At 59.6% G+C, this 23,272-nt stretch carries 22 protein-coding genes; 11 read left to right on the top strand and 11 right to left on the bottom strand.

The annotated features are described in order from the left end of the window. Positions 1–23 precede the first annotated feature (23 nt). From BMX68_RS17270 to BMX68_RS17260, 3 genes are all read left to right on the top strand, one after another. Entirely contained in the window at positions 24–917 is an 894-nt protein-coding gene (locus BMX68_RS17270) for a glycine betaine ABC transporter substrate-binding protein (protein WP_074862412.1), read from the top strand. A gap of 206 nt (positions 918–1,123) precedes the next feature. Further along, on the top strand, positions 1,124–2,668 hold the full coding sequence (locus tag BMX68_RS17265; RefSeq protein ID WP_017132414.1) for an amidase family protein: 1,545 nt from the start codon (positions 1,124–1,126) through the stop codon (positions 2,666–2,668). A gap of 218 nt (positions 2,669–2,886) precedes the next feature. Continuing rightward, complete coding sequence (locus BMX68_RS17260; protein ID WP_017132415.1) at positions 2,887–4,761, top strand: ATP-binding protein; 1,875 nt, start codon at positions 2,887–2,889, stop codon at positions 4,759–4,761. A gap of 13 nt (positions 4,762–4,774) precedes the next feature. Here BMX68_RS17260 and BMX68_RS17255 read toward each other — a convergent pair whose 3' ends face one another. The 7 genes from BMX68_RS17255 to BMX68_RS17225 all read right to left on the bottom strand — a co-directional run bounded on the left by BMX68_RS17255 (position 4,775) and on the right by BMX68_RS17225 (position 14,173). Continuing rightward, the gene (locus BMX68_RS17255) at positions 4,775–5,596 is read right to left on the bottom strand and encodes a cyclase family protein (protein WP_143063312.1); all 822 of its coding nucleotides are present in this window, start codon (positions 5,594–5,596) and stop codon (positions 4,775–4,777) included. 88 nt (positions 5,597–5,684) lie between these two features. After that, entirely contained in the window at positions 5,685–7,520 is a 1,836-nt protein-coding gene (locus BMX68_RS17250) for a DAHL domain-containing sensor histidine kinase (protein WP_039792643.1), read from the bottom strand. Between the two features lie 143 nt (positions 7,521–7,663). After that, a complete protein-coding gene (locus BMX68_RS17245) occupies positions 7,664–9,043 on the bottom strand; it encodes a nucleobase:cation symporter-2 family protein (RefSeq protein WP_017132418.1) in 1,380 nt (459 codons plus the stop codon). A 169-nt stretch (positions 9,044–9,212) separates the two neighbouring features. Continuing rightward, positions 9,213–10,601, bottom strand: coding sequence for a dihydrolipoyl dehydrogenase (gene lpdA / locus BMX68_RS17240; RefSeq protein WP_017132419.1), 1,389 nt, complete (start codon positions 10,599–10,601; stop codon positions 9,213–9,215). A gap of 2 nt (positions 10,602–10,603) precedes the next feature. Continuing rightward, entirely contained in the window at positions 10,604–11,878 is a 1,275-nt protein-coding gene (locus tag BMX68_RS17235; RefSeq protein WP_017132420.1) for a dihydrolipoamide acetyltransferase family protein, read from the bottom strand. After that, entirely contained in the window at positions 11,879–12,934 is a 1,056-nt protein-coding gene (locus tag BMX68_RS17230; RefSeq protein WP_017132421.1) for an alpha-ketoacid dehydrogenase subunit beta, read from the bottom strand. A 3-nt stretch (positions 12,935–12,937) separates the two neighbouring features. Further along, positions 12,938–14,173 carry a 3-methyl-2-oxobutanoate dehydrogenase (2-methylpropanoyl-transferring) subunit alpha gene (locus tag BMX68_RS17225; RefSeq protein WP_017132422.1) on the bottom strand — a complete coding sequence of 412 codons (1,236 nt, stop codon included), beginning with the start codon at positions 14,171–14,173 and terminating at the stop codon, positions 12,938–12,940. A gap of 191 nt (positions 14,174–14,364) precedes the next feature. Between BMX68_RS17225 and bkdR the strand changes: the two genes are divergently transcribed. Then, positions 14,365–14,853, top strand: a complete 489-nt coding sequence (gene bkdR / locus BMX68_RS17220; RefSeq protein WP_017132423.1) for a Bkd operon transcriptional regulator BkdR — start codon at positions 14,365–14,367, stop codon at positions 14,851–14,853. 84 nt (positions 14,854–14,937) lie between these two features. Here the strand turns inward: bkdR and csrA are convergent, their stop codons facing one another. Beyond that, positions 14,938–15,132 (bottom strand): carbon storage regulator CsrA, encoded by a 195-nt coding sequence (csrA, locus tag BMX68_RS17215; protein WP_017132424.1) that lies wholly within the window; start codon positions 15,130–15,132, stop codon positions 14,938–14,940. A 252-nt stretch (positions 15,133–15,384) separates the two neighbouring features. Between csrA and BMX68_RS17210 the strand changes: the two genes are divergently transcribed. After that, positions 15,385–15,720 carry an SPOR domain-containing protein gene (locus BMX68_RS17210; protein ID WP_244159562.1) on the top strand — a complete coding sequence of 112 codons (336 nt, stop codon included), beginning with the start codon at positions 15,385–15,387 and terminating at the stop codon, positions 15,718–15,720. Positions 15,721–15,777: 57 nt separating this feature from the next. On the opposite strand, the gene BMX68_RS17205 is transcribed toward BMX68_RS17210, so the two are convergent. The 3 genes from BMX68_RS17205 to BMX68_RS17195 all read right to left on the bottom strand — a co-directional run bounded on the left by BMX68_RS17205 (position 15,778) and on the right by BMX68_RS17195 (position 17,171). Then, positions 15,778–16,467, bottom strand: coding sequence for an endonuclease (locus BMX68_RS17205; RefSeq protein ID WP_017132426.1), 690 nt, complete (start codon positions 16,465–16,467; stop codon positions 15,778–15,780). A gap of 4 nt (positions 16,468–16,471) precedes the next feature. Then, the gene (locus BMX68_RS17200; protein ID WP_074862409.1) at positions 16,472–16,750 is read right to left on the bottom strand and encodes a DUF1654 domain-containing protein; all 279 of its coding nucleotides are present in this window, start codon (positions 16,748–16,750) and stop codon (positions 16,472–16,474) included. A gap of 154 nt (positions 16,751–16,904) precedes the next feature. Then, positions 16,905–17,171, bottom strand: a complete 267-nt coding sequence (locus BMX68_RS17195) for a hypothetical protein (protein ID WP_017132428.1) — start codon at positions 17,169–17,171, stop codon at positions 16,905–16,907. A gap of 121 nt (positions 17,172–17,292) precedes the next feature. Here BMX68_RS17195 and BMX68_RS17190 point away from each other — a divergent pair, with 121 nt between their 5' ends. The 6 genes from BMX68_RS17190 to rbsD all read left to right on the top strand — a co-directional run bounded on the left by BMX68_RS17190 (position 17,293) and on the right by rbsD (position 23,238). Then, entirely contained in the window at positions 17,293–18,252 is a 960-nt protein-coding gene (locus BMX68_RS17190) for a sugar ABC transporter substrate-binding protein (protein ID WP_017132429.1), read from the top strand. Between the two features lie 65 nt (positions 18,253–18,317). Continuing rightward, positions 18,318–19,871: a sugar ABC transporter ATP-binding protein gene (locus tag BMX68_RS17185; protein ID WP_017132430.1), complete on the top strand. Its 1,554-nt coding sequence runs from the start codon at positions 18,318–18,320 to the stop codon at positions 19,869–19,871. Continuing rightward, on the top strand, positions 19,868–20,845 hold the full coding sequence (locus BMX68_RS17180) for an ABC transporter permease (protein ID WP_060783136.1): 978 nt from the start codon (positions 19,868–19,870) through the stop codon (positions 20,843–20,845). The genes BMX68_RS17185 and BMX68_RS17180 overlap by 4 nt, the downstream gene beginning before the upstream one ends. A gap of 3 nt (positions 20,846–20,848) precedes the next feature. Next, the gene (locus BMX68_RS17175; RefSeq protein WP_017132431.1) at positions 20,849–21,859 is read left to right on the top strand and encodes a LacI family DNA-binding transcriptional regulator; all 1,011 of its coding nucleotides are present in this window, start codon (positions 20,849–20,851) and stop codon (positions 21,857–21,859) included. A gap of 57 nt (positions 21,860–21,916) precedes the next feature. Next, positions 21,917–22,837, top strand: a complete 921-nt coding sequence (gene rbsK / locus BMX68_RS17170; RefSeq protein ID WP_026013227.1) for a ribokinase — start codon at positions 21,917–21,919, stop codon at positions 22,835–22,837. Beyond that, positions 22,834–23,238, top strand: coding sequence for a D-ribose pyranase (rbsD, locus tag BMX68_RS17165; RefSeq protein ID WP_017132433.1), 405 nt, complete (start codon positions 22,834–22,836; stop codon positions 23,236–23,238). The genes rbsK and rbsD overlap by 4 nt, the downstream gene beginning before the upstream one ends. Positions 23,239–23,272 lie beyond the last annotated feature (34 nt).

Below are 23,272 nucleotides of genomic sequence, written 5' to 3'. Positions count from 1 at the left end.
AAACCAATAATAGGAGGTGCATGATGATTTATCGAATGCTAGCCACTCTGATTTTTACCCTGAGCCTGGCTTTTGGTGTGGTGGTCGGCGCTTGCGCCAACAGCCCGATTGTGGTCGGCGGCAAGAAGTTTACCGAGCAGCAATTGGTCGCCGAGATGACCGCTCAACTCCTGCGCGCCAATGGCTACCGGGTCGATAAACGCCCGGATCTGGGCTCTTCGGTGTTGCGCGCGGCGCAAGAGAATGGTCAGGTCGATGTATATTGGGAATACACCGGCACTTCGCTGATTACTTACAATAAAGTCAGCGACAAGCTCAACGCCGAGGAAACGTACCGGAAAATCAGCGAGCTTGATGCGCAAAAAGGCATCACCTGGTTGAACCCTTCCAGGGCCAACAATACTTACGCTTTCGCCATGCGCAAGGAAGAGGCGCAGAAGGATGGCATTGTCTCGATCAGTGATCTTGCGCAGAAGATCGCAACAGGCAAGTCCTATAAATTTGCCTCCAATGCTGAATTCTTTTCCCGGCCTGATGGTTTGCGTCCTTTGCAGGAGACCTACAAGTTTGAATTCGAACGTAGGAACATTGTCCGCATGGACGGCGGCTTGACCTATCAGGCGCTCAGAGACGGTCAGGTCGATCTGGCATTGGTCCTGTCGACGGATGGGCGGATTCCGGCCTTCGGCTTTGTGTTGCTGAAAGACGATAGAGGTTTTTTCCCCAGCTACGCGCTGACACCGGTGATTCGCACTGAAGTGTTTAAAGCCAATCCGAAGATAGCCGAGTTGCTCAACGCGTTGTCGTCCAAGCTGGACGACGACACTATTGCCGGCCTCAATTCTCGGGTCGACGTCGGTCGTGAGTCTATCGAGAGTGTGTCCAGGGAGTTTTTGCAAAAAAATCAGTTGCTCTAGTGGCCTGTGTAGTTGGTTCTGTCAGTCAATTTCGGTGCCGCAAGTGAGCTGCGTTGCTGTTCCTGGCCATGACGGGCTAGAACTCGTCACTGCGCCCTGGCCGTAGATTTGCGGCATCTTTTTAGCCTGCTTAGTTGTGATGCTCAATCCGGCTGCTTGAGATGTGAGCGTATTCCGTTCGTCTGTATTTATTAGGGAAGTTACCCATGCAGCTGAATAAAAAATTTATGACGTACTGGTTGTTACTATTAGCGGCAAGTGTTCAGGCGAATGACGGTATCGACCGTATGACACTCGCCGATATGCGTCATGCATTGAATAGCGGCACCCTGAGTTCCGAGCAATTGGTCCAGCATTATCTGGATAATATTCAAGCGAATAATCACCAAGGGCAAAACATCAATGCGCTGGTGACCCTCAACGAACACGCCATCGCACAAGCCCGTAAGTGGGATGCTCAACGGGCGAAAAACCCCACTGCCAAGTACCCGGCGCTGGCCGGCATTCCGTTCGTGGTGAAGGACAACTTTGACACCGCCGGGATGGTCACCTCTGGTGGGTCCTTCGTGCTGCGTTCCTCGGTGCCGAGCCAGGATGCTTTCACTATCAAGACACTGATCGAGGGGCAAGCGATTCTTCTCGGCAAGACCAACCTATCGGAATTGGCTGCGTCCTTTGGCTGGTTTGGCTACAGCTCGTTTGGCGGTCAGACGCTGAATCCGAAAAACACCCGGCGCGATGCTTCCGGCTCCAGCAGCGGCTCTGCCGCCGCGGTGGCAGCGGCATTTGCCCCCTTCGCGCTGGGCTCGGACACGAGCGGGTCGATTCGCGCACCGGCCAGTGTCACCGGTACGGTGGGTTTTCGACCTTCGCTGGGGCTGATCAGCCGGAGCGGCATTATTCCGCTTTCCCTCACGTTCGATACCGCGGGTGTGATTACCGGCAGCGTGCAGGATCAGGCCATTGTGCTGGATGTGATCAAGGGACAGGACAAAAGCGATTCGGCGACCCTTGATCTTGCTTCAGAGCACATACAGTTCGTGCAAGCGCTGAACCAATCCTCACTGAAAGGCAAGGTCATTGGCGTGGTCACGAATTTCAAAGGCGCCAACGCCGAGGTGGATGAGGTTTTCCAGAGGGCGCAGGAAACACTTGGCGAGCGGGGTGCTCGTGTGGTCTCCATCACCCTTCCTAAGGTATTTGAAACCCTTTGGAGCGGTGTGCTGGGGCCGGTTGGAGAGAGCGAATTCAAGCCGCAATTTGAGCGCTACCTGGCAACCCTCAATGCCAATCAGCCGCGGACACTGGAGGGTTTCCTAGACCTTGCCAGGAAAAATCAGGCGCACAACGGTCCGCATGGCATGAATCCGGCACGGCTCGCCGGGCTGGAACGGGTATTGAAAACCGATAGTACCGATTCGCCAGCGTATATTTCGATTCTGTCGAGAAAGATCCCGCAATTGCGTGTGCAACTGTTGGACATCATGAAGAAGAACCAGGTGGATAGTTTGCTTTTCGCAACCATCAATTGCCCGGCTTCGGTGGTTCATGGTGTGGCGGATGAGAGCTACGTCTGCGCATCTGCGGATACTTATGCATCATCGTACATTGCCTCCGCCACGGGATTTCCTGAGATAACGGTTCCCGCAGGCACCATCAAGGGCAACTTGCCGGTTGGCGTTTCGTTCTTGGGCGGGTATGGAGAAGATGCCAAGATTGTGAGTTTTGGCTACTCCTTTCTTGGCCGGTAGTGTTCTTCAGCTCTGTATGCCTGGACGGCAGCGTAATGGTTGGGTTGCAAGTCTGCTGTAATGGGCTGTAATCAATGCGTTTGCCATGAAAACACTGTGGAGGTCTGTCAGGACTGGCGAATTGTGTTCCTGGGGTGCATGACTTATCCTCTGCGGCGATGGATGCCCGGGTCGCGGTCTAGACGCTCGGGGACCGACGGCAATGGAGGCCGTAACGCATGTTCAAGATCAGGCGAAAAATTGGCGTTCTGCTGCTGGTCTATATCGTCGGGGTCAGTGGTTACATCTACTACCTGCACGACCAGGCCCAACGTATCCTGATCGAGGGCATCAACAACAAACTGTTGCATGCGGCTCTGGGCGCTGCCGCCATTCTCGGCGACCAGTACCACGATGCGCTGGTCGACAAGCATTCAAAGTCCGAAGCCGAAGATCTGGATGCCATCCGCAAACTGTCCCGTTTCAACGAGTCGATGGGCACAGCCTTTGTCTACACGGTAATCAAGCGGGGAGCAAAGGCCATCCTGGTCAGTTCCAGTGCCTCGACCCAGGAGGTCGAGGAAGGCAACTTCGTCCGCTTCTTCGATCCTTATCCCGATGCAAGCCAGGCCCTGCTCGACAGTTTCGATCTGACAACACCGAGCTGGATCGATTACACGGACCACTGGGGTGATTTCCGTGCTGTCTTTGTTCCCATGAAATCCGCGGACGGCACTCCTTATGTCGCCGGCGCGGAAATTACCCTGGCTGACTACTACCACGCACTCAATCAGGACTCCCTGCACCATCTCGTGCTGGCGATCCTGGTCTTTCTCTCTCTCAGTCTCCTGTTTGTCATCGATTCGGTGCGCATGCGAACCCACCTTCGCCAGCTGCAAGTCAATGAGCAGGTATTGAAACAGGCAAAGATCTGCGCCGAAGAAGCCGACCGCCTGAAAAGCCAGTTTCTGGCGACCATGAGCCATGAAATCCGCACGCCCATGTATGGCGTTATCGGTGCCACCGAGCTACTGTCCGCCACGGCACTGAACCCGGTACAAAGTGACCTGCTGACCACGATCCAGACCAGCGGGGAGACGTTGCTGGCGTTGATCGACGACATTCTCGACCTGGCGAAGATCGAGTCGGGGAAAATGGACTTGCGGCCCCGTGTATTCGAGTTACGAATCTTGATCGCCTCGAGTGTCGAGCTGGTCCGCCAGAATATCCAGGACAAGCCGATCACTCTTGAGGTCAGCGTTTTCCCGGATGTTCCTTCGCTGATCAAGACCGATGCCGACCGTCTTCGTCAGGTGCTGATCAACCTATTGGGCAATGCGATCAAATTCACCGAAACGGGAAAGGTCTCGCTGTCTGTCTCGCTCAGTGACAGCACGGTTCCTACGCGACTCAACTTTTCCATACGTGATACGGGCGTCGGTATTCCCATGGACCGACAGGGCAGCCTGTTCAAGCCCTTTACCCGGTGCGAAGGCGCGAACAATCAGCGTTTCACCGGCAGCGGGCTCGGCCTGTCGATCTGCAAGAACCTGATCGAAGCCCAGGGTGGGATCCTGTCTTTCAGCAGCCTGTTCGGTATTGGCTCGACTTTTACTTTCTCGCTACCAATCGAGCCGTTTTCAGACCTGGAAATACCCATTGCCGCCGAGCACCCAACGGTGGGGTTCGACGCCTCGTTCGCCAGGCATTACCCCCTGGATATCTTGTTGGTGGAGAACCACGAACTGAACCGGAAGGTCGCGATGGCGATGTTGCAGACCCTGGGGTACACGCCTGATTTTGCCTGCGATGGTCTCGAATCGCTCGACCATTGTCGGGTGTCGACACCGGATGTCATCCTGATGGATATCAATCTGCCTGGCATGGATGGCCTGGAGGCCATTCGCCGCATCAGGAAACTGCCACAGGGGGAACAGTGCTATATCGTTGCCTTTACCGCCAGTGCATTCTCCAACGAGATCGAGCGTTTCCGGGGCGCCGGCGCCAACGATATTCTGACCAAGCCCGCCTGCTTCCAGGGCTTTACCGAAGTACTGCGACGTTCGCTGGACTACCGCAAGCAATTCCAGACCTGCGCCCCGGTAGCCGAGTGATCCCGACTCGAGGTCAGGGGGCGAATGCCATTACCGAGGCAGGGGAACCGGAACCCTCGTGGAGCCGCAGGATGCCGATCACCAGTGTGGTGCCCTTGGGCGGTAACTGGTCGAGGTTGGTCAGGCACTCCAGGATGATGCCGTTTTTCGCCAGGACTTGGCTATTGGTGGCGTATACCGTGTCCTGGCCTGGATCGGCACCATGGGTATCAGTCCCAACGCCCGCGATGTGGCGTTCGTCAACCAGGAAGGTGGCGGTGTCGCTCCCGAGTCCGGGGAAGTGCAGGCCACCCTGGTCATCGGCGTTGAAAAAACGCTTTGGATCGTTCCAGAATGCCTGCCAGCCGGTGTAGAGCAGCACGATGGAATCCCGGGCGATAGGCCCATGGGCGTGTTCCCAGTTCTTGATGTCCTGGATGCTGATCACATAGTCGGGATTAGCCTTGGCCTGTGCTCGTACATCGATCACCACGGCCGGGCGTACCAGCGACTGTGGTGTGTAGGCATCGATCCCAACGCCCTCGACGTGAAAGCTGTTAGGTGCATTCATATGGGTGGCACTGTGTTCGCCCATGCTGAAGCTACGCAGGTAGTAGCCGTCCTTTTCCTGGGTGGCCACGACATTGAAGTTGACGGGAGGGTCGTGTGGCCAAAGCGGTATGGAAGGGGAGATGACGTGACTGAGGTCGATGATCTTGCGAAACTGAATACTCTGCATTTCCTTTGCGTCCTTTTCCTCTGCGAAACCGTGGGTAGCACCGGTTGCCAGCCAGGCGACCAATAGCCCGACAGATAAGTGCCTGAGTCGTGTCTTGTGTCGCGTTGATAATTCCATGATGTGTCCGCTCCTAAGGAATCAAGGGGCCCCTGCCCTTGATTCCTCGGCAGTCTATCCATTCTTGGTGCGGTAGTGGCAAGGAGATTCAGGGGAGGACGGGGGCATTCGCGACAGCAGGCGTCTCTTTCCGGTACAGGACCAGGGGAATCTCCAGGGTGAACAGCGCGCCTTTTCCTGGTCCGTCGCTGTGGGCGTACAGATGGCCGTTCATCTCGATCGCCGCGAGGGCGCAGCTGTGCAGCCCGAAACCGTGGCCGTCCTTGCGCGTGGTGAAGCCGTGATTGAAGATCCGTGTGATGTTTTCCGGTGCAATTCCCTCGCCATCGTCTTTGACGCTGATACGCAAGGTGGTGTCCTCGATCACCCTGACAGCGAGGGTAATGTCGCGCTCACGGTTCGACAGATCGGACACCGCATATTTGGCATTGCTGATCAGGTTGATCAGGACCAGCAATAGCCGGTGTTTGTCCCCCAGCAGAGTGGGTACGTCCTGGTAATCCTTGAGTACTGTGACCTGATGCCGGGTCAGGGCGCCGGAGTTCATGCGTAGGGCATCTTCGAGCAGGTCGGTGATATTCAGCGGTTCCAGCAGCCTGCAAGCCCCGGCATAGGATTGCTGAGTGGCGACAATCTCCTTGAGGTGATCGACGCTTTTGCTCAGTTGCGTCAATTCCTGGACGATCTCCGCCTGTTCAGTGCCGATGGCCGTGACCAATTGACCCAGATAAGCAGGCAGCAGCTTGCCTTTTTCATCCTGGCTGAGGAAGTGCCCCAGGTCGTCAGCGTGCTCCTTCATCAGTTGCACGGCCTTGCTCAACCCCTGTGCCTTGCTGGCGCGGACCTTGCGGCTCACCAGGTCGGCAGAGATGTTCACGCTGTTGAGCACGTTGCCGACGTTGTGCAGGACGTTGGTGGCGATCTCCGCCATACCGGCCATGCGGGCGGTGTCGAGCAGCTCGCTCTGGGTCTCCCTGAGTTCGCGAGTACGCTCTTCCACCCGCTGTTCGAGGCGTTCGTTGGCAGCCTGCAGGGCGCTGTTCATCTGGTTGATCAGGGCATGGCTGCGCAGTTGGCGAATGATCAGGTAGACCACCAGCAGTGCCATGCATGCGGCGCAGAGTGTCAGATACAGATGGTCCTGGTGGCTCTGGCGGTCCGCACGCCGCTGGCTTTCATTGAGATATTCATTGATGGCGTCGAGGCTGGCGGCCACCGGGATGAAGCCGATACGGTCAAGCAGATCGTTGGCCAGGGGCTGCTCGCGCACGATCAGCTTGACCTGCTCGACCAGTTTGTCGAGCGATGGGATCAAGGTGGCCGCCAGGGCGCTTTTTTGCGCGATCAGGTTCTCGATCTGGCGCTGAATCCGCTCGGCTTTTTCATTTGAGACATGTTGCGCATATTCCAGCGTACTCAAGGTCAGTTTCGAGGCACTGTACAGCACGATCAGTGTGGCGACCGGGTGTTGGATGCTGAAGGGGTCCAATTCTTGCTGGATGGTTTCTTCTATGGCGGACAGTGTTTCGAGATCATCGCGCAAGGTGATGTTCTGCACCTGGAACTGCTCGATCAGCTTGTTCTTTTCCGCCGTCGCGTCCAGGTAGGCTTTTTTCCTGGACTGCCAGATGGGGGAGTCGTCCAATGTCGCGTTCAGCGTCACCAACTGCTCCCAGCGGCGGCTCGACTCGGTAGTCGAACCAGTGAGCAGGTTGTAATTGTATTCGGCGTTGATCCGTGCCTTGAGCACTTTGGCATCCAACTTGCCGTCCAGTTGCTTGAGTTGGCGCAGCAGGTCGCGAGATTCGAAGTAGGTGGAGGTATCCCGCGAATAGACCTTGATCAGCAGGAACGCCAGGAGACTGACGAGAATGATGAACAGTGCCACCAAGGCACTACTTCGGTACCTGTTCCACCGCGCCATGATTTACATCCCTGCCGGAGTTGCTCGTCATTATCGCAGGTCCTTGGCAGTTCTGCCGGTGCCTTTTTTGCCTGGTGCCCGACAAGGCCCGAGTGGCGATTCAAGTCTTGCGGGAAACCGCGAAGTTTGCCCGGTGTCGTCTGTCAGGCACCCGCTTTGGTTTCCGGCAGAAACCCGTTCAGCACCAGGGCGCAGATTCCTCCGGTGGCAACACCTGATTCCAGTACATTGCGCAACGCCGCCGGCATATGGGCGAGGAACTCCGGTACCTGAGAAACACCTAGGCCCAGTGCCAGAGATACGGCGATGATCAGCAGGGCGCGACGGTCCAGCGTGATGCTCGCCAGGATATTGATGCCCGAGGCCGCCACGGCACCGAACATGACCATGGCGGCGCCACCCAGGACTGGCTCCGGCACGGCCTGGATCGCCCCGGCCACCGAGGGGAAAAGCCCCAGCAGCACCAGCATCAGGGCGATCCACTTGCCGATATGCCGGCTGGCAATCCCGGTCAGCTGAATCACGCCGTTGTTCTGGGCGAAGATAGAACTCGGGAAAGTGTTGAAGACGCCGGCCAGCAGCGAGTTGGCACCGTTGACCAGCACGCCGCCCTTGATTCTTTGCATCCACAGCGGACCTTCCAGCGGTTGACGCGACACTTTGCTGGTAGCCGTGACATCGCCGATGGCTTCCAGGGCGGTGACCAGGTAGATCACCAGCATCGGAATGAACAGCGCCCAGGAAAAGCCCAGGCCGAAGTGCACTGGTGTCGGCACCTGAAACAGCGGTGCTGCGTGCATGCCGGTAAAGTCCAGGCGATTCAGGTAACCGGCCAGGGCGTAGCCCGCAACCAGGGCAATGACGATTGCACCGCTGCGTATCCACACCAGCGGGATGCGGTTGAGCACGACGATGATCGCCAGTACTACGCCGGACAGCAGTATATTTTCGCCATTGGCGAAGGTGCCGTTGGCCATGGCGCTGAAGCCGCCGCCCATGCTGATCAGACCGACCTTGATCAGGGTCAGGCCGATCATCAGCACGACGATGCCGGTCACCAGTGGAGTGATCATGCGCTTGACGAAGGGCAGGATGCGCGAGATGCCCATCTCAACGAACGAGCCGGCGATGACTACGCCGAAGATCGCCGCCATCACCGCTTCCACCGGCGTGCCCTGCTTGACCATCAGGGCGCCGCCGGCAATCAGCGGACCGACGAAGTTGAAGCTGGTGCCCTGGACGATCAGCAAGCCAGCACCGAACGGTCCGAAGCGCCGGCACTGGACGAAGGTGGCGATTCCGGAGATCACCAGCGACATCGAGACGATCAGGTTGGTGTCCCGCGCCGAGACGCCCAGGGCCTGGCAAATCAACAGGCCGGGGGTGACGATCGGCACGATGATCGCCAGCAGGTGTTGCACAGCGGCCAGCAGGCCGATTAGCAGGCGAGGCCTGTCCTCCAGGCCGAGGATCAGTTCGTTGGCCTCGGGCACGGCGGTGGGCGGAGTCTGGTGAGCGGTCATGGCAAGTGCCTTGAAAAAAAGAGCGGCGATTCTACTGGGCTTGGCGGTGGTCGCCCAGTACTTGAGTGCTGGCGACCACCGCCATTGAGGTTATCCTCGCGGCAGGCCGGCGCTCCGGTGAACTCGGCTGCTACAGATTCGGTGTCAGTCGGTTAAACCGAGTGCCCGCTCACACATGCAACGCGTGCCCCAATGCCCGTAACGCCGCTTCCTGCACCGCTTCGCCCAGGGTCGGATGGGCATGGACGGTTGCGGCGATATCTTCCAGGCGCGCGCCCATTTCCAGTGATTGGCCGAAGGCTGCCGCCAGTTCCGATACTCCGACACCCACCGCTTGCCAGCCGACAATCAGGTGATTGTCACGCCGTGCCACCACCCGCACAAAACCGCTTTTTGCTTCCAGGGTCATGGCCCGGCCATTGGCGGCGAACGGGAAGTTCGACACCAGACAGTCCAACCCGGCAGCCTTGGCGTCGTCCGGGGTCTTGCCGACTACCACCACTTCCGGGTCGGTAAAGCACACGGCGGCAATGGCGGTCGGGTTGAATTCGCGGTGCTGGCCGGCATTCAGTTCGGCGACCATTTCGCCTTGCGCCATGGCGCGGTGGGCCAGCATCGGCTCGCCGGTGAGGTCGCCGATGGCCCACACATTACGCATGCTGGTCTGGCAACGGTTGTCGATGCGGATCGCCGCGCCGTTCATCTCCAATGCCAGTGCCTCGAGATTCCAGCCTTGGATGCGCGGTTTGCGGCCGACAGCCACCAGCACCTGGTCGGTCGCCAGCTTCAGGGTTGCGCCTTCGGGATCACGTACTTCAAGGGTGGTTGTCGCGGCATCGAAGCCTTCGACGCGGTGTTCCAAGAGAACGGTGATGCCCAGAGCCTTGATCGAGTCGGCTACCGGTTGGGTCAGTTCACGATCGTAGCTCGGCAGGACCCGGTCGCGCGCCTCCACCACTGTCACTTCTGCGCCGAGCTTGCGGTAGGCAATCCCCAGTTCCAGGCCGATGTAGCCGGCGCCGATCACGATCAGGCGCCGGGGAATTGAGCTCGGGGCCAGGGCTTCGGTGGAGGAGATCACCGCACCCCCCACCGCCAGCATCGGCAGATCCACGGTCTGCGAACCGCTGGCCAGCAGCAGGTGCTCGCACTGGATCCGCAGGCCATCGACCTCGACGTGCTTGCCGTCGATTACTTTGGCCCAACCCTGAATGACCTTGACCCCATTTTTCTTCAGCAGCGCCGCGACGCCGCTGGTCAGGCGGTCGACGATGCCGTCCTTCCACTCGACGCTCTTGGCGATATCCAGGATCGGTGCCGACACCTTGATCCCCAGCGGCGAAGTGTTGCCGCTGTAGCTTTGGGTGGTATGGAACCGTTCGGCGACATGGATCAGCGCCTTGGACGGGATGCAGCCGACATTCAAGCAAGTGCCACCCAGTGCCTGGCCTTCCACCAGCACAGTGGGAATCCCCAGTTGTCCAGCCCGGATCGCCGCGACATAACCGCCGGGGCCGCCACCGATGATCAGCAGGGTGGTGTTTTGAGTCTGTTGCATGCTCACTCCACAAACAAACAGGCGGGTTGTTCGAGCAGGCCGCGAATGGCCTGGATGAACTGCGCCGCGTCCATGCCATCGACCACGCGGTGATCGAAGGAGCTGGAAAGATTCATCATCTTGCGAATGACGATTTGGCCCTTGATTACCACGGGCCGCTCGACCATGCGATTGACGCCGACAATGGCAACTTCCGGCAGATTCAGCACCGGGGTGCTGACGATGCCGCCGAGGGCGCCGAGACTTGTCAAGGTGATGGTCGAGCCGGACATTTCTTCGCGCGTGGCCTTGCCGCCGCGAGCGGCCCTGGCCAAGCGATTGATCTCATCCGAAGTGCCCCACAGGTTGAGGCTTTCGGCATGCCGTACCACCGGCACCATCAGGCCGCCGTCGGTTTGAGCGGCGACGCCGACATGCACCGCGCCATGTTGGGTAATGACCTGGGCTTCATCGTCGTAGCGCACATTGATCTGCGGGAAGTCCCGTAGGGCCACGACCAGTGCCCGCACCAGGAAGGGCAGTAGGGTCAGCTTGCCGCGACTGTCGCCGTGCTTGTGGTTCAGGTGTACACGCAGTTCCTCGAGGGCCGTGACATCGACTTCCTCGACATAGCTGAAGTGCGCGGCGCGGCGCTTGGCGTCCTGCATGCGCTGGGCGATCTTGCGGCGTAGGCCGATCACTGGAATCTGTTGCTCATCGGTACGTCTGGCATAGCCGCTGCCAGCGCTCTGCACAGGCTGCCCGGCCTGGGCCAGGTAGGCGTCCAGATCGTCGTGCAGGATACGTCCCGCTGGGCCGCTGCCCTGGATGAAACGCAATTCAATCCCGGCATCCCAGGCTCGTTTGCGCACAGCCGGGGAGGCCAGCGGGCGTTCGTCGGCCTGGCGTGCCACCGGAGTAGGGCGCACGGCGGTGGGGGCCGTCAGCGGCTGGCTGGCGATTTTCGGCTCGACCATCGGCGCTTGCACCACCGGGGTCACGACCGGCGCTGTCTGGGCTAGCGGCGCTTCGCCGCCTTCGCGCAGATTACCGGCCCCGTCCACTTCAATGCTGATCAGGACGCTGCCGACCGCCATGACTTCACCCGGTTGGCCGCCCAGGGCAATCACTTTGCCGTGGACCGGCGAGGGAATATCGACCATGGCCTTATCGGTCATGACGTCTGCCAGGATCTGATCCTCAACCACCAGATCACCGACCTGCACATGCCACTGGGACAACTCTACTTCCGCGATGCCTTCGCCGATGTCCGGCATCTTGATGACGTGGGTACCCATTCAGACCTCCATGACCCGTTTCAAAGCCGCTCCGACGCGCACCGGACCGGGGAAGTATGCCCACTCCTGTGCATGAGGGTAGGGTGTGTCCCAGCCGGTGACGCGCTCGATCGGCGCTTCCAGATAGTAGAAGCAGTGTTCTTGGATCAGCGCGATCAGCTCGGCACCGAAGCCGCAGGTGCGGGTGGCTTCGTGGACGACGACGCAACGGCGGGTTTTCTTCACGGAATTGACGATGGTTTCCAGGTCCAGCGGCCACAGGCTGCGCAGGTCGATGACTTCGGCATCGACGCCGGTTTCCTCGGCGGCGGCCTGGGCTACGTAGACGGTGGTGCCGTAGGTGAGGATCGTCACCTCGCTACCCGGCCGGACAATCGCGGCACTGTCCAGGGGCACCGTGTAGTAACCATCAGGCACCGCGCTGGCCGGGTGTTTCGACCAGGGCGTTACCGGGCGGTCGTGATGACCGTCGAACGGGCCGTTATAGAGGCGCTTGGGTTCGAGGAAGATCACCGGGTCATCGTTTTCGATGGCGGCAATCAACAAGCCCTTGGCGTCATAGGGGTTGGATGGCATGACGGTGCGTAGGCCGCAAACCTGAGTGAACATGGCTTCCGGGCTCTGGCTATGGGTCTGACCGCCGTAGATGCCGCCGCCACAAGGCATGCGCAGGGTCATGGGCGCGACGAACTCGCCAGCCGAGCGATAGCGCAGGCGCGCCGCTTCCGAGACGATCTGGTCGGAGGCCGGGTAGAAATAGTCGGCGAACTGGATTTCCGCCACGGGCCGCAGACCGTAGGCGCCCATGCCGACCGCCACGCCGACGATCCCGCTTTCCGAGATCGGTGCATCGAATACCCGCGAGGTGCCGTACTTGCCCTGCAGCCCCTCGGTGCAGCGGAACACGCCGCCGAAGTAGCCGACGTCCTGACCGAATACCACCACGTTGTCGTCGCGTTCGAGCATCACATCCATGGCCGAGCGCAGGGCCTGGATCATGGTCATGGTACTGGTCGCCACGGCGTTCTCCGTTTGCAGTTTGCTGTGATCGTTCATGACTTATAACCCCAGTTCCTGGCGCTGCCGACGCAAGTGGTCGGGCATTTCCTTGTAGACATCCTCGAAGAGGCTCGCGGCGCTGGGCACCTGCCCGCCGGCCAGGGTGCCGAAGCGTTCGGCCTCTTTTTGGGCCGCAATGATCTCGCTTTCCAAGTCGGCGCTGACGCTGGCATGTTCCTCTTCGGACCAGTGGCCAATGGCAATCAGGTGTTGCTTGAGGCGCGTAATCGGGTCTCCGAGGGGGAAGTGGCTCCAGTCGTCGGCAGGGCGGTACTTGGACGGATCGTCGGAGGTGGAGTGTGGTCCGGCGCGATAGGTGACCCATTCGATCAACGTTGGTCCGAGGTTGCGCCGAGCGCGTTCGGCAGCCCAGGTCGAGGCGGCATAGACTGCGATGAAATCGTTGCCGTCGACCCGTAGCGAAGCAATGCCGCAACCCACGCCACGCCCGGCGAAGGTGGTGGCTTCACCGCCGGCGATGGCCTGGAAGGTGGAGATCGCCCACTGGTTGTTGACCACGTTGAGGATCACCGGGGCGCGATAGACGTGGGCGAAGGTCAGGGCAGTGTGGAAGTCCGACTCGGCGGTGGCGCCGTCGCCGATCCAGGCGGAAGCGATCTTGGTATCACCCTTGATCGCCGAGGCCATGCCCCAGCCGACGGCCTGGACAAACTGGGTGGCGAGATTGCCGGAAATACTGAAGAAGCCATGGTCACGCACCGAATACATGATCGGCAGTTGCCGGCCCTTGAGCGGGTCGCGCTCGTTGGACAGCAGTTGGCAGATCATGTCCACCAACGGCACTTCGCGGGCCATCAGGATGCTCTGCTGGCGATAAGTTGGAAAGCACATGTCAGTGATGTTCAGGGCCAAGGCCTGGGCGCTGCCGATAGCTTCCTCGCCGAGGCTCTGCATGTAGAACGACATTTTTTTCTGACGCTGGGCAACCACCATGCGCGAATCGAAGATCCGGGTCTTGAGCATGGCGCGCATGCCCTGGCGCAGGATCTCTACCGGGACATCCTCGGCCCACGGACCGAGGGCCTGGCCTTGGTCGTCGAGCACGCGGATCAGGCCCTTGGCCAGATCGGCGGTGTCGGCGGGTTCGACGTCGATGGGTGGTTTGCGAACCTGGCCGGCATCGGTCAGGCGCAGGTAACTGAAGTCGGTCTTACAGCCGGGACGGCCTGAGGGTTCAGGAACGTGCAGGCGCAACGGCGGGTAGGCTGAGGTCATGGCTTTCTACGCTCTATCTTGTGAACTTCTTGTAGTGGGCGCTCTAGCAAATATTCCCTGGGTAAGGGAAGTCTTGTCCTACAACCATCATAGGCCGGTCGTAGGAGAATATTTCTCTATGTTTGCTTGCGTTCGAGCCTGCTTGCAGATAAAAAATCTGCATAGTCATAAAAAACAGGTGTTTTTATCTCATGCGCAAACTGGATCGAACCGATATCGGAATTCTCAACCGCCTTCAGGAGAACGCCCGCATCACCAACGCCGACCTGGCGCGCTCGGTCAACCTGTCGCCGACGCCGTGCTTCAATCGGGTCAAGGCGATGGAAGAACTGGGGCTGATTCGCGAGCAGGTGACCTTGCTCGATCCCGATCTGCTGGGGTTGCACGTGAACGTGTTTATCCATGTCAGCCTGGAAAAGCAGGTGGAAGAGGCATTGCAGCATTTCGAGGCGGCGATTGCCGATCGCCCGGAGGTGATGGAGTGCTACCTGATGGCAGGGGATCCTGATTATCTGATTCGCGTGCTGGTGCCGACCATCCAGGCGCTTGAGCGCTTCATGCTGGATTTCCTGACCAAAGTGCCCGGCGTGGCGAATATCCGCTCCAGTTTTGCGCTCAAGCAGGTACGCTACAAAACGGCGCTGCCGTTACCGGCAGGCGGCTTGAGTCTGGCCCTGTGACAGGGGGAAGCGAAGGGAAGATGAGTTGCGGGGGAACTTTCGTCAGCCGCGACCATGGGCGGTAGGGCTGACGAGTGTGCTGTCCTACAGAGGGTCTTTCTTGTCTCCAGCAGACAGGCCGGCCTGGATACGCTGGTAAATCTCTTCACGATGCACGGCAACGTCTTTGGGAGCGTTGATGCCGATCCGGACTTGCTGGCCGCTAACGCCCAGAATCGTGATCGTGATGTCGTCACCGATGTTGATGCTTTCACCGACTTTGCGGGTGAGTATCAGCATGTCTTTCTCCTTGATTGTTACTAAGGTGCCTTTCGCAGGCAGTCCCGGCTTAGGTCTTACACACAGAATACCGCCAAGTTCATTCGAGCGGGTGGTTCATTACAGACGTCATTTCATTCTATTTAATTCCCCGAAGCCGGAAAATTGCCGGTAATTCAGCCTGATAAAGACAGGAGCTGCTCAGTTCAACAAGGTTGAGACAAGCCGTAAGGTGATAAAATCACATTAACTGATCATTACGGGAGACGCTTTGTGCGCAGAATAGCAGTGATGGTGGCATTCGTGGTGCTGGCCGGTTGTGGCGATGGTTCGGAAAACAAGGTCGAGCCGGCAAAAGTGGCTGTCGCGCCAGCGGTCGCGGCGGCAAGCACGGGGTGGGATCTGCTGATCAAGGATGACAAATCCAAGGCATTGACCGACTGGACCGCCTGGCTGATCGAGCATGGTTTCCCGTTCAAGATCCTCGATGACGGTCGGGTGATTGCCGGGCCGTTCGCGAGCAAGGAGATTGCCGAGCAGAAAAAGGCGCAATTGGCCGATAAGCAAAACATGGATTCCGAGGTCGTGGAGCATCAGGCGCAACCTTGAGCCTTACGCGGTTCGCGATGTAGCAACACTGGGCTCTATGATCCATGCAGTCAGGTGTCAGCCACAGGCCTTCAGGTCCACCGCGCCGACAAACTCGTTGCCGCGGCCCATCACGCAGGCCACGCGCTGGTTGCGTTGGCGTTCCCAAACCTGCACGGGATAGGTTTTGTGCCACGCCTCATACAACTGGCGATCCTGTTTCGACAGGCGCAGGCCGTACTGCTTGCTCATGTAGAAATAGGTGCGGGCGATCATTCCGCGAATCGAAGGGCGTGGCATCACTTTCTTTGCCTTGAAGTCGACCTGGGTCAGACACGAGCCGTATTGGCCTTTCTGCTCCGGCAGCCAGCCGAAGCTGAAGTTGCTGCGGTCGCCGTTCACTTCGCCGATGCTCGGTACGAGGTTGTGCAGGTCGGCTTCGGCACGTTTGTAGGCCGGGTCGTGCTGGCTGCAGTACTTGCGCCCGCCTTGCTGCCAGCACTGGCGCTGGTGGCCGATGTGCCAGGCCGGAACGATATGCTCCCACTCGATGCGTGCGGCGCGGTTGGCATTTTTGCGCGGGACATAACCGCAGGCTTCGAGATTGACCCGGTTGCCGTTGTACTTGCAGCCGCAATAGAACTCCGTGGACTGTCGCTCATAGAGTCTGCGGGCGATTTTCTTGGCTTCGGCGAAGGTGCGAGGGGCCTCGGCCTGGGCCGGTAGCAGCCAACACAGGCAGAGCAAAGCGATAACACGCACGAGCATTGTTTCAGTCTTCCTTCGGCACGACCCAGAAAATCTGCACGCCACCGTCATCGCGATAGGCGAGGGTGACGTTGTCGTTCTCGGCGATTTCCTCGAGCAGTTGTTCCCAGTCGTCGATAGACTCTTCCAGCAGGCGGAAGATCAGCGCGGCCCTGGCTTTCTGGGCTGTCGGTGAGTTGATGATGTTCTGTACGCGCAGGCCCATGCGTTCGTAGGCGCTGGGGGCGGCGGAGACTGAGATTGGATTTGCCACGGAACTATCCTTAATAAACTGTACGTGCATACAGTATTTAAACGTAGGCAATTTCGCAACTCTTAGCAAAATCTGGTGCGTTTTCTGACAACTATTTTTGCGATTTGATGTCAGTCGTAGGGAAAATTATAAGGATTTACAATAGGATGGATGTCAGCTGATGATTTTTAACTGGTAGGGGGATTCAGCTTTTGCGGCGTTGAATGTAGGTTGAAGTGTCTGGATTGGTATCGATAGCAGGCTCGGCTAAATCCAAGACCGAAGGCAATCTGATGAAAGCAATCAGCGTCCTGGTAGGGGGCTTAATCGAACCGGCGAGTTTGGGCTTCACGATCAATACAGCCGTCTGATCGCCACTGCGTGTCGAGGGCTTGTCGATGACGCTTTCTTCATGGAACTCTTTGGCTAAAACCCCTACAAGCCCGTTGACAAAATTCGGCGAGGTTCTCATAGTTTGTCTTACGCAAACGTTTGCGCTGACTGTTTTAGGGGCTTTCTCAAAAAAAACGCACCGAAAGCCCTGTCGCGCTCCTGGCGTTGCTCACAATAATCATAAGATCGGAGTGAACCCCATGAAGTTGCCATTCGCTGGACGTCTTCTCGCTGTCGGTGTGCTGGCTGCCGCCTCTGCCGCTCTGCCGTTTTCTTCGGCCTTCGCCGCGCAAACCGCCACCAAACCGAAGGTTGGCCTGGTCATGAAATCTCTCGCCAATGAATTCTTCGTCACCATGCAGGATGGCGCTAAGGATTACCAGAAAGCCCACTCCGCCGATTTCGACATGATCACCAACGGCATCAAGAATGAAACCGATACGAGCGCGCAGATCGATATCGTCAACCAGATGATTCTGTCCAAGGTCGATGCACTGGTGATTGCCCCGGCTGACTCCAAGGCCCTGGTGATGGTCCTGAAGAAAGCCAGCGACGCCGGTATCAAGGTCGTCAACATCGACAACCGTCTGGATCCGGATGTACTGAAAAGCAAACACCTCGATATCCCCTTCGTAGGGCCGGATAACCGTAAGGGCGCGCGCCTGGTGGGCGATTACCTGGCCAAGACCCTGGCCGCGGGCGACAAGGTCGGCATCATCGAAGGCGTACCGACCACCACCAACGCCCAGCAGCGTACCGCCGGCTTCAAGGACGCGATGGAGGCGGCTGGCATGAAGATCGTTTCCACTCAATCCGGCAACTGGGAAATCGACCAGGGCAACAAGGTAGCCTCGGCCATGTTGAGCGAGTACCCGGACCTCAAGGCCTTGCTGGCGGGTAACGACAACATGGCCCTGGGCGCTGTTTCCGCGGTCCGTGCCGCAGGTAAGGCCGGCAAAGTGCAAGTGGTCGGCTACGACAATATCGAAGCCATCAAGCCGATGCTGCGGGACGGTCGTGTCCTGGCCACCGCTGACCAGGCTGCCGCCCAGCAAGCCGTCTTCGGTATCCAGAACGCGCTCAAGCTGGTCAAGGGCGAAAAAGTCGATAGTGTCGACGGCGTGATCGAAACCCCGGTCGAGTTGGTCCTCAAGCAGTAATCCCCGCACTTAGCCGCACGCGATAGCACCCGCTCGTCCTGAGCGGGTGCCTGGAGAGCTTTCCTATGTCATCTTCCGCACCGAACGTTGTCCTGGCGGTCAGCGGTATCGGCAAGATCTACGCGCAACCCGTGCTGAACGACATCGACCTGACGCTGATGCGTGGTGAAGTGTTGGCGCTGACCGGTGAAAACGGCGCGGGAAAAAGCACCTTGTCGAAGATCATCGGCGGGCTGGTCGCGCCGACCACCGGTCAGATGCAGTTCAACGGCCGGGCCTATACCCCCGGCAGCCGGAGTCAGGCAGAAGAACAGGGGATCCGCATGGTCATGCAGGAACTCAATCTGCTGCCGACCCTGTCGGTGGCGGAGAATCTGTTTCTCGACAACCTGCCCAGCCATGGCGGCTGGATCAGCCGCAAGCAACTACGCAAGGCCGCCATCGAGGCGATGGCCCAGGTCGGACTTGACGCCATCGACCCGGATACTCTGGTCGGCGAGCTGGGCATCGGCCATCAGCAGATGGTGGAAATCGCCCGTAACCTGATCGGCGATTGCCATGTGCTGATTCTCGACGAGCCGACTGCGATGCTCACCGCTCGCGAAGTCGAAATGCTCTTTGAGCAAATTACCCGCCTGCAGGCCCGGGGCGTGTCGATCATCTATATCTCCCATCGGCTCGAAGAGCTGGCACGGGTCGCCCAGCGCATCGCGGTACTGCGCGACGGTAACCTGGTCTGCGTCGAACCGATGGTCAATTACAACAGCGAGCAGCTGGTCAATCTGATGGTGGGCCGCACACTCGGCGAACAGATGGATAGGGGCGTGCGCAATGTTGGCGCGCCGGCCCTGACGATCAAGGGCCTGAGCCGTTCAGACAAGGTACTCGATGTCTCATTCGAAGTCCGCGCTGGGGAAATCTATGGCATCTCCGGCCTGATCGGCGCGGGCCGTACCGAGTTGCTGCGCTTGATCTACGGCGCGGACACCGCCGATAGTGGCACGGTGTCCCTCGGTTCGCCGGCGCAGGTCGTGGACATCCGTTCGCCGGTGGATGCAGTACGTCATGGCATTGCCCTGATCACCGAGGATCGCAAGGGCGAGGGGTTGCTGCTGACGCAGTCGATCAGCGCCAATATCGCGTTGGGCAATATGCCGGCGATCTCCCGCGGTGGGCTGGTCAATGGAGGTGCCGAAGTAGCTCTGGCGCGGCGACAGATCGAGGCCATGCGCATTCGCAGTTCGAGCCCGGACCAACAAGTGTCCGAGCTGTCCGGCGGCAATCAGCAAAAGGTGGTGATCGGTCGCTGGCTGGAGCGCGATTGTTCGGTATTGCTGTTCGATGAGCCGACGCGCGGGATCGACGTCGGTGCCAAGTTCGATATCTATGCCTTGCTCGGCGAATTGACCCGCCAAGGCAAGGCGCTGGTGGTGGTGTCCAGCGACCTGCGTGAACTGATGCTGATCTGCGACCGGATCGGTGTGCTGTCGGCCGGGCGCTTGATCGAAACCTTCGAGCGCGGCACTTGGACCCAGGATGATTTGCTTGCCGCCGCCTTTGCCGGCTACCAAAAACGTGACGCGTTGCTCAACGATGCAGCGCCTAGGGGGACCCTATGAAAACTGCACCCTCGACCAGCAAAGCCAGTCGCAACTTCTATGGCCTTGGGACTTACCTGGGGCTGGCCGGCGCGCTGCTGGCAATGATTATCCTGTTCTCCAGCCTGAGCAGTCATTTCCTCTCCTATGACACCTTCAGCACCCTGGCCAACCAGATTCCCGATCTGATGGTGCTGGCCGTGGGCATGACCTTCGTGCTGATCATCGGTGGCATCGACCTGTCGGTGGGGTCGGTGCTGGCGCTGGCGGCATCGGCGGTCAGCGTGGCGATTCTCAGTTGGGGCTGGAGCGTGCTGCCGGCGGCGGCGCTGGGCATGGGCTGTGCAGCCTTGGCCGGGACCCTGACCGGCTCGATCACGGTGGCTTGGCGGATTCCGTCGTTTATCGTGTCCCTTGGCGTGCTGGAAATGGCCCGTGGTGTCGCGTACCAGATGACCGGCTCGCGCACCGCCTATATCGGCGACTCGTTCGCCTGGCTGTCGAACCCGATGGCCTTCGGTATCTCGCCCTCATTCATTATCGCCCTGGCGATCATCATCACCGCCCAACTGGTGCTGACCCGCACGGTGTTCGGTCGCTACCTGATCGGTATCGGTACCAACGAGGAAGCGGTACGGCTGGCGGGGATCAATCCCAAGCCCTACAAGATCCTGGTGTTCAGCCTGATGGGGCTGCTGGCCGGAATCGCGGCACTGTTTCAGGTCTCGCGCCTGGAAGCGGCTGACCCGAATGCTGGCTCCGGCCTGGAACTGCAGGTGATCGCCGCCGTGGTGATCGGTGGAACCAGTCTGATGGGCGGACGCGGTTCGGTCATCAGCACCTTCTTCGGTGTCCTGATCATCTCCGTGCTGGCCGCTGGCCTGGCACAGATCGGCGCGAGCGAGCCGACCAAACGGATCATCACCGGTGCCGTGATCGTGATCGCGGTGGTGCTGGATACCTACCGCAGTCAGCGCGCTCGTCGGCGGGCTTGAAGCATGGCAACCATCAAGGATGTTGCCGCGCTGGCTGGGATCTCCTACACCACGGTGTCCCATGTGTTGAACAAGACCCGGCCGGTCAGCGAGGAAGTCCGGCTCAAGGTCGAGGCGGCGATTGCCGCCCTCGACTATGTACCCAGTGCCGTGGCGCGGTCGCTGAAGGCCAAGACTACCGCAACTATCGGCTTGCTGGTGCCCAACAGCCTGAATCCATACTTCGCCGAACTGGCACGGGGCATCGAGGATTACTGTGAACGCAACAACTATTGCGTGATCCTCTGCAATTCCGACGATGACCCGGACAAGCAGCGCAGTTACCTGCGGGTGCTGCTGGAGAAGCGCGTCGACGGCCTGATCGTGGCCTCAACCGGCGGCGACGAAAGCTTCGCGGCGGGTCTGTCGGCGGTGCGTACACCGATGGTGATCGTCGACCGTGGTGTCGTCGGCCTGGAAACCGATATGGTGCGTATCGACCACGAAGAAGGTGCGTACTTGGCGACCCGGCACCTGCTGGAGCTGGGACATCGGGCGATTGCCTTTATCGGCGGACCGGACAATACCAGCGTGGCGCAACTGCGCCTGGCCGGTCATCTGCGGGCGCTGCGGCAGGCGAAGGTCAAGGTGCCCGCCAAGTGGCTGCTGGCCAGCGACTTCACCAGCACCGGCGGTTATCAAGCGGCGGCCGGATTGCTCGACGGCGAGCGCCCTAGCGCGATTTTCGCCGGTAACGACTTGCTCGGCATTGGCGTATTGCGGGCAGCGGCGGAACGTAATATCCGCGTGCCCGGCGAACTGTCGGTCATCGGTTTCGACGATATCCAGATGAGTCGCTATGTCTATCCGGCGCTGACCACGGTCGGCCAGTCGATCCTGCACCTGGGGGAGACGGCGGCTGAGCTGCTGCTGCGGCGTATTGCCACGCCGCATGTGCCGATCGATCAGCGGATCGTGATCCCGAGTATCGTCTTGCGCGAGTCGACGGCGCCAGTTTCGACCGGGCTCGCATAAGTCCCTTTGGGGCCATAGCGCTGAATCTGACCGAATTGAATTCAAGAGTAATGGTGCATGCAAGCAAAAGTAGCAGTCATAGGCAGTCTCAACATGGATTTGGTTACACGGGCCGAACGTCTGCCGCGCGCGGGCGAGACTTTAATCGGCCAGTCCTTTGCCACGGTTTCCGGCGGCAAGGGCGCGAACCAGGCGGTGGCGGCGGCGCGTCTGGGCGCGCAGGTGTCGATGATCGGCTGCGTCGGCGATGACGCCTACGGTGAGCAACTGCGGGATGCGTTACGGGTCGAGGGCATCGATTGCCAGGCGGTCACGGCGGTTGGCGGCGTGTCCAGCGGAGTTGCCTTGATCGTGGTCGATGCCAGCAGCCAGAACGCGATTGTCATTGTCGCTGGCGGCAACGGCTGCCTGACCACCGATGTGCTCAAGGGCTTCGATGCGGTGCTGCGAGAGGCGGATGTCATCATCTGTCAGCTCGAAGTGCCGATGGAAACCGTCGGCTATGCGCTCAAACGCGGTCGTGAGCTGGGTAAGACCGTCATCCTCAATCCGGCACCGGCCAGTACGCCGCTGCCGGCTGACTGGTATGCATCCATCGACTATCTGATTCCCAACGAGAGCGAGGCAGAGGCCCTGAGCGGCTTGCCGGTGGATTCGCTGGCGAGCGCCGAGACTGCCGCGACCCACCTGATGGCGGCCGGGGCAGGGAAGGTGATCATCACCCTCGGTGCCCAGGGCTTGTTGTTTGCCGATGGCCAGGCTTTGGTGCATTTCCCGGCGCCCAAAGTCAAGGCGCTCGATACCACCGCCGCCGGCGACACCTTTGTCGGTGGCTTTGCCGCGGCGCTGGCCTGCGGCAAGAGCGAAGCCGAGGCCATTCGTTTTGGCCAGGCGGCGGCGGCGTTGTCGGTCACCCGTGCCGGTGCGCAGCCGTCCATTCCGCATTTGTCCGACGTACAGGGTTTCAAACAGCCATGAAAAAAACACCGCTGCTCAATATCGCCCTGTCCCGCGTGATCGCCTCGCTGGGGCATGGCGATATGTTGGTAATCGCTGATGCCGGTCTGCCGGTGCCGCCGGGCGTCGAGCTGATCGATTTGGCCCTGACCCAAGGCATTCCGGATTTCGTCAGTACCCTGCGCACCGTGCTTAGCGAGATGCAGGTAGAGAGTCACGTGCTGGCCGAGGAAATCCTGCTCAAGCGTCCGCCGCCATTGGAGTACCTGGAAGCCTTGAATGCCCAGGGCAATCTCGGACAGCGCCGCCTGCTCGGTCACGAGGATTTGAAGTTACTCAACCGCCAGGCCAGGGCGGTGGTACGCACCGGCGAGTGTCAGCCGTACTGCAACATCGTCCTGGTTGCAGGCGTTACTTTTTAAGAGCCTCTTTCCCGATTCAAACCCTCGCACAAGG

This window comes from Pseudomonas agarici, assembly GCF_900109755.1.
Lineage (GTDB): Bacteria > Pseudomonadota > Gammaproteobacteria > Pseudomonadales > Pseudomonadaceae > Aquipseudomonas > Aquipseudomonas agarici.
This window is presented reverse-complemented; position numbering and strand designations above follow the sequence as displayed.

What these genes read in the sequence shown, in the direction of transcription:
- BMX68_RS17250 (WP_039792643.1), bottom strand. Translation starts at nt 7,520, where the DNA reads ATGGCGCGGTGGAACAGGTACCGAAGTAGTGCCTTGGTGGCACTGTTC.
- BMX68_RS17175 (WP_017132431.1), top strand. Translation starts at nt 20,849, where the DNA reads ATGGCAACCATCAAGGATGTTGCCGCGCTGGCTGGGATCTCCTACACC.
- BMX68_RS17245 (WP_017132418.1), bottom strand. Translation starts at nt 9,043, where the DNA reads ATGACCGCTCACCAGACTCCGCCCACCGCCGTGCCCGAGGCCAACGAA.
- BMX68_RS17200 (WP_074862409.1), bottom strand. Translation starts at nt 16,750, where the DNA reads ATGCACGTACAGTTTATTAAGGATAGTTCCGTGGCAAATCCAATCTCA.
- BMX68_RS17230 (WP_017132421.1), bottom strand. Translation starts at nt 12,934, where the DNA reads ATGAACGATCACAGCAAACTGCAAACGGAGAACGCCGTGGCGACCAGT.
- BMX68_RS17190 (WP_017132429.1), top strand. Translation starts at nt 17,293, where the DNA reads ATGAAGTTGCCATTCGCTGGACGTCTTCTCGCTGTCGGTGTGCTGGCT.
- BMX68_RS17260 (WP_017132415.1), top strand. Translation starts at nt 2,887, where the DNA reads ATGTTCAAGATCAGGCGAAAAATTGGCGTTCTGCTGCTGGTCTATATC.
- rbsK (WP_026013227.1), top strand. Translation starts at nt 21,917, where the DNA reads ATGCAAGCAAAAGTAGCAGTCATAGGCAGTCTCAACATGGATTTGGTT.
- BMX68_RS17265 (WP_017132414.1), top strand. Translation starts at nt 1,124, where the DNA reads ATGCAGCTGAATAAAAAATTTATGACGTACTGGTTGTTACTATTAGCG.
- lpdA (WP_017132419.1), bottom strand. Translation starts at nt 10,601, where the DNA reads ATGCAACAGACTCAAAACACCACCCTGCTGATCATCGGTGGCGGCCCC.
- BMX68_RS17180 (WP_060783136.1), top strand. Translation starts at nt 19,868, where the DNA reads ATGAAAACTGCACCCTCGACCAGCAAAGCCAGTCGCAACTTCTATGGC.
- BMX68_RS17185 (WP_017132430.1), top strand. Translation starts at nt 18,318, where the DNA reads ATGTCATCTTCCGCACCGAACGTTGTCCTGGCGGTCAGCGGTATCGGC.
- BMX68_RS17225 (WP_017132422.1), bottom strand. Translation starts at nt 14,173, where the DNA reads ATGACCTCAGCCTACCCGCCGTTGCGCCTGCACGTTCCTGAACCCTCA.
- BMX68_RS17255 (WP_143063312.1), bottom strand. Translation starts at nt 5,596, where the DNA reads ATGGAATTATCAACGCGACACAAGACACGACTCAGGCACTTATCTGTC.
- BMX68_RS17195 (WP_017132428.1), bottom strand. Translation starts at nt 17,171, where the DNA reads ATGAGAACCTCGCCGAATTTTGTCAACGGGCTTGTAGGGGTTTTAGCC.
- BMX68_RS17235 (WP_017132420.1), bottom strand. Translation starts at nt 11,878, where the DNA reads ATGGGTACCCACGTCATCAAGATGCCGGACATCGGCGAAGGCATCGCG.
- BMX68_RS17270 (WP_074862412.1), top strand. Translation starts at nt 24, where the DNA reads ATGATTTATCGAATGCTAGCCACTCTGATTTTTACCCTGAGCCTGGCT.
- rbsD (WP_017132433.1), top strand. Translation starts at nt 22,834, where the DNA reads ATGAAAAAAACACCGCTGCTCAATATCGCCCTGTCCCGCGTGATCGCC.
- csrA (WP_017132424.1), bottom strand. Translation starts at nt 15,132, where the DNA reads ATGCTGATACTCACCCGCAAAGTCGGTGAAAGCATCAACATCGGTGAC.
- BMX68_RS17205 (WP_017132426.1), bottom strand. Translation starts at nt 16,467, where the DNA reads ATGCTCGTGCGTGTTATCGCTTTGCTCTGCCTGTGTTGGCTGCTACCG.
- bkdR (WP_017132423.1), top strand. Translation starts at nt 14,365, where the DNA reads ATGCGCAAACTGGATCGAACCGATATCGGAATTCTCAACCGCCTTCAG.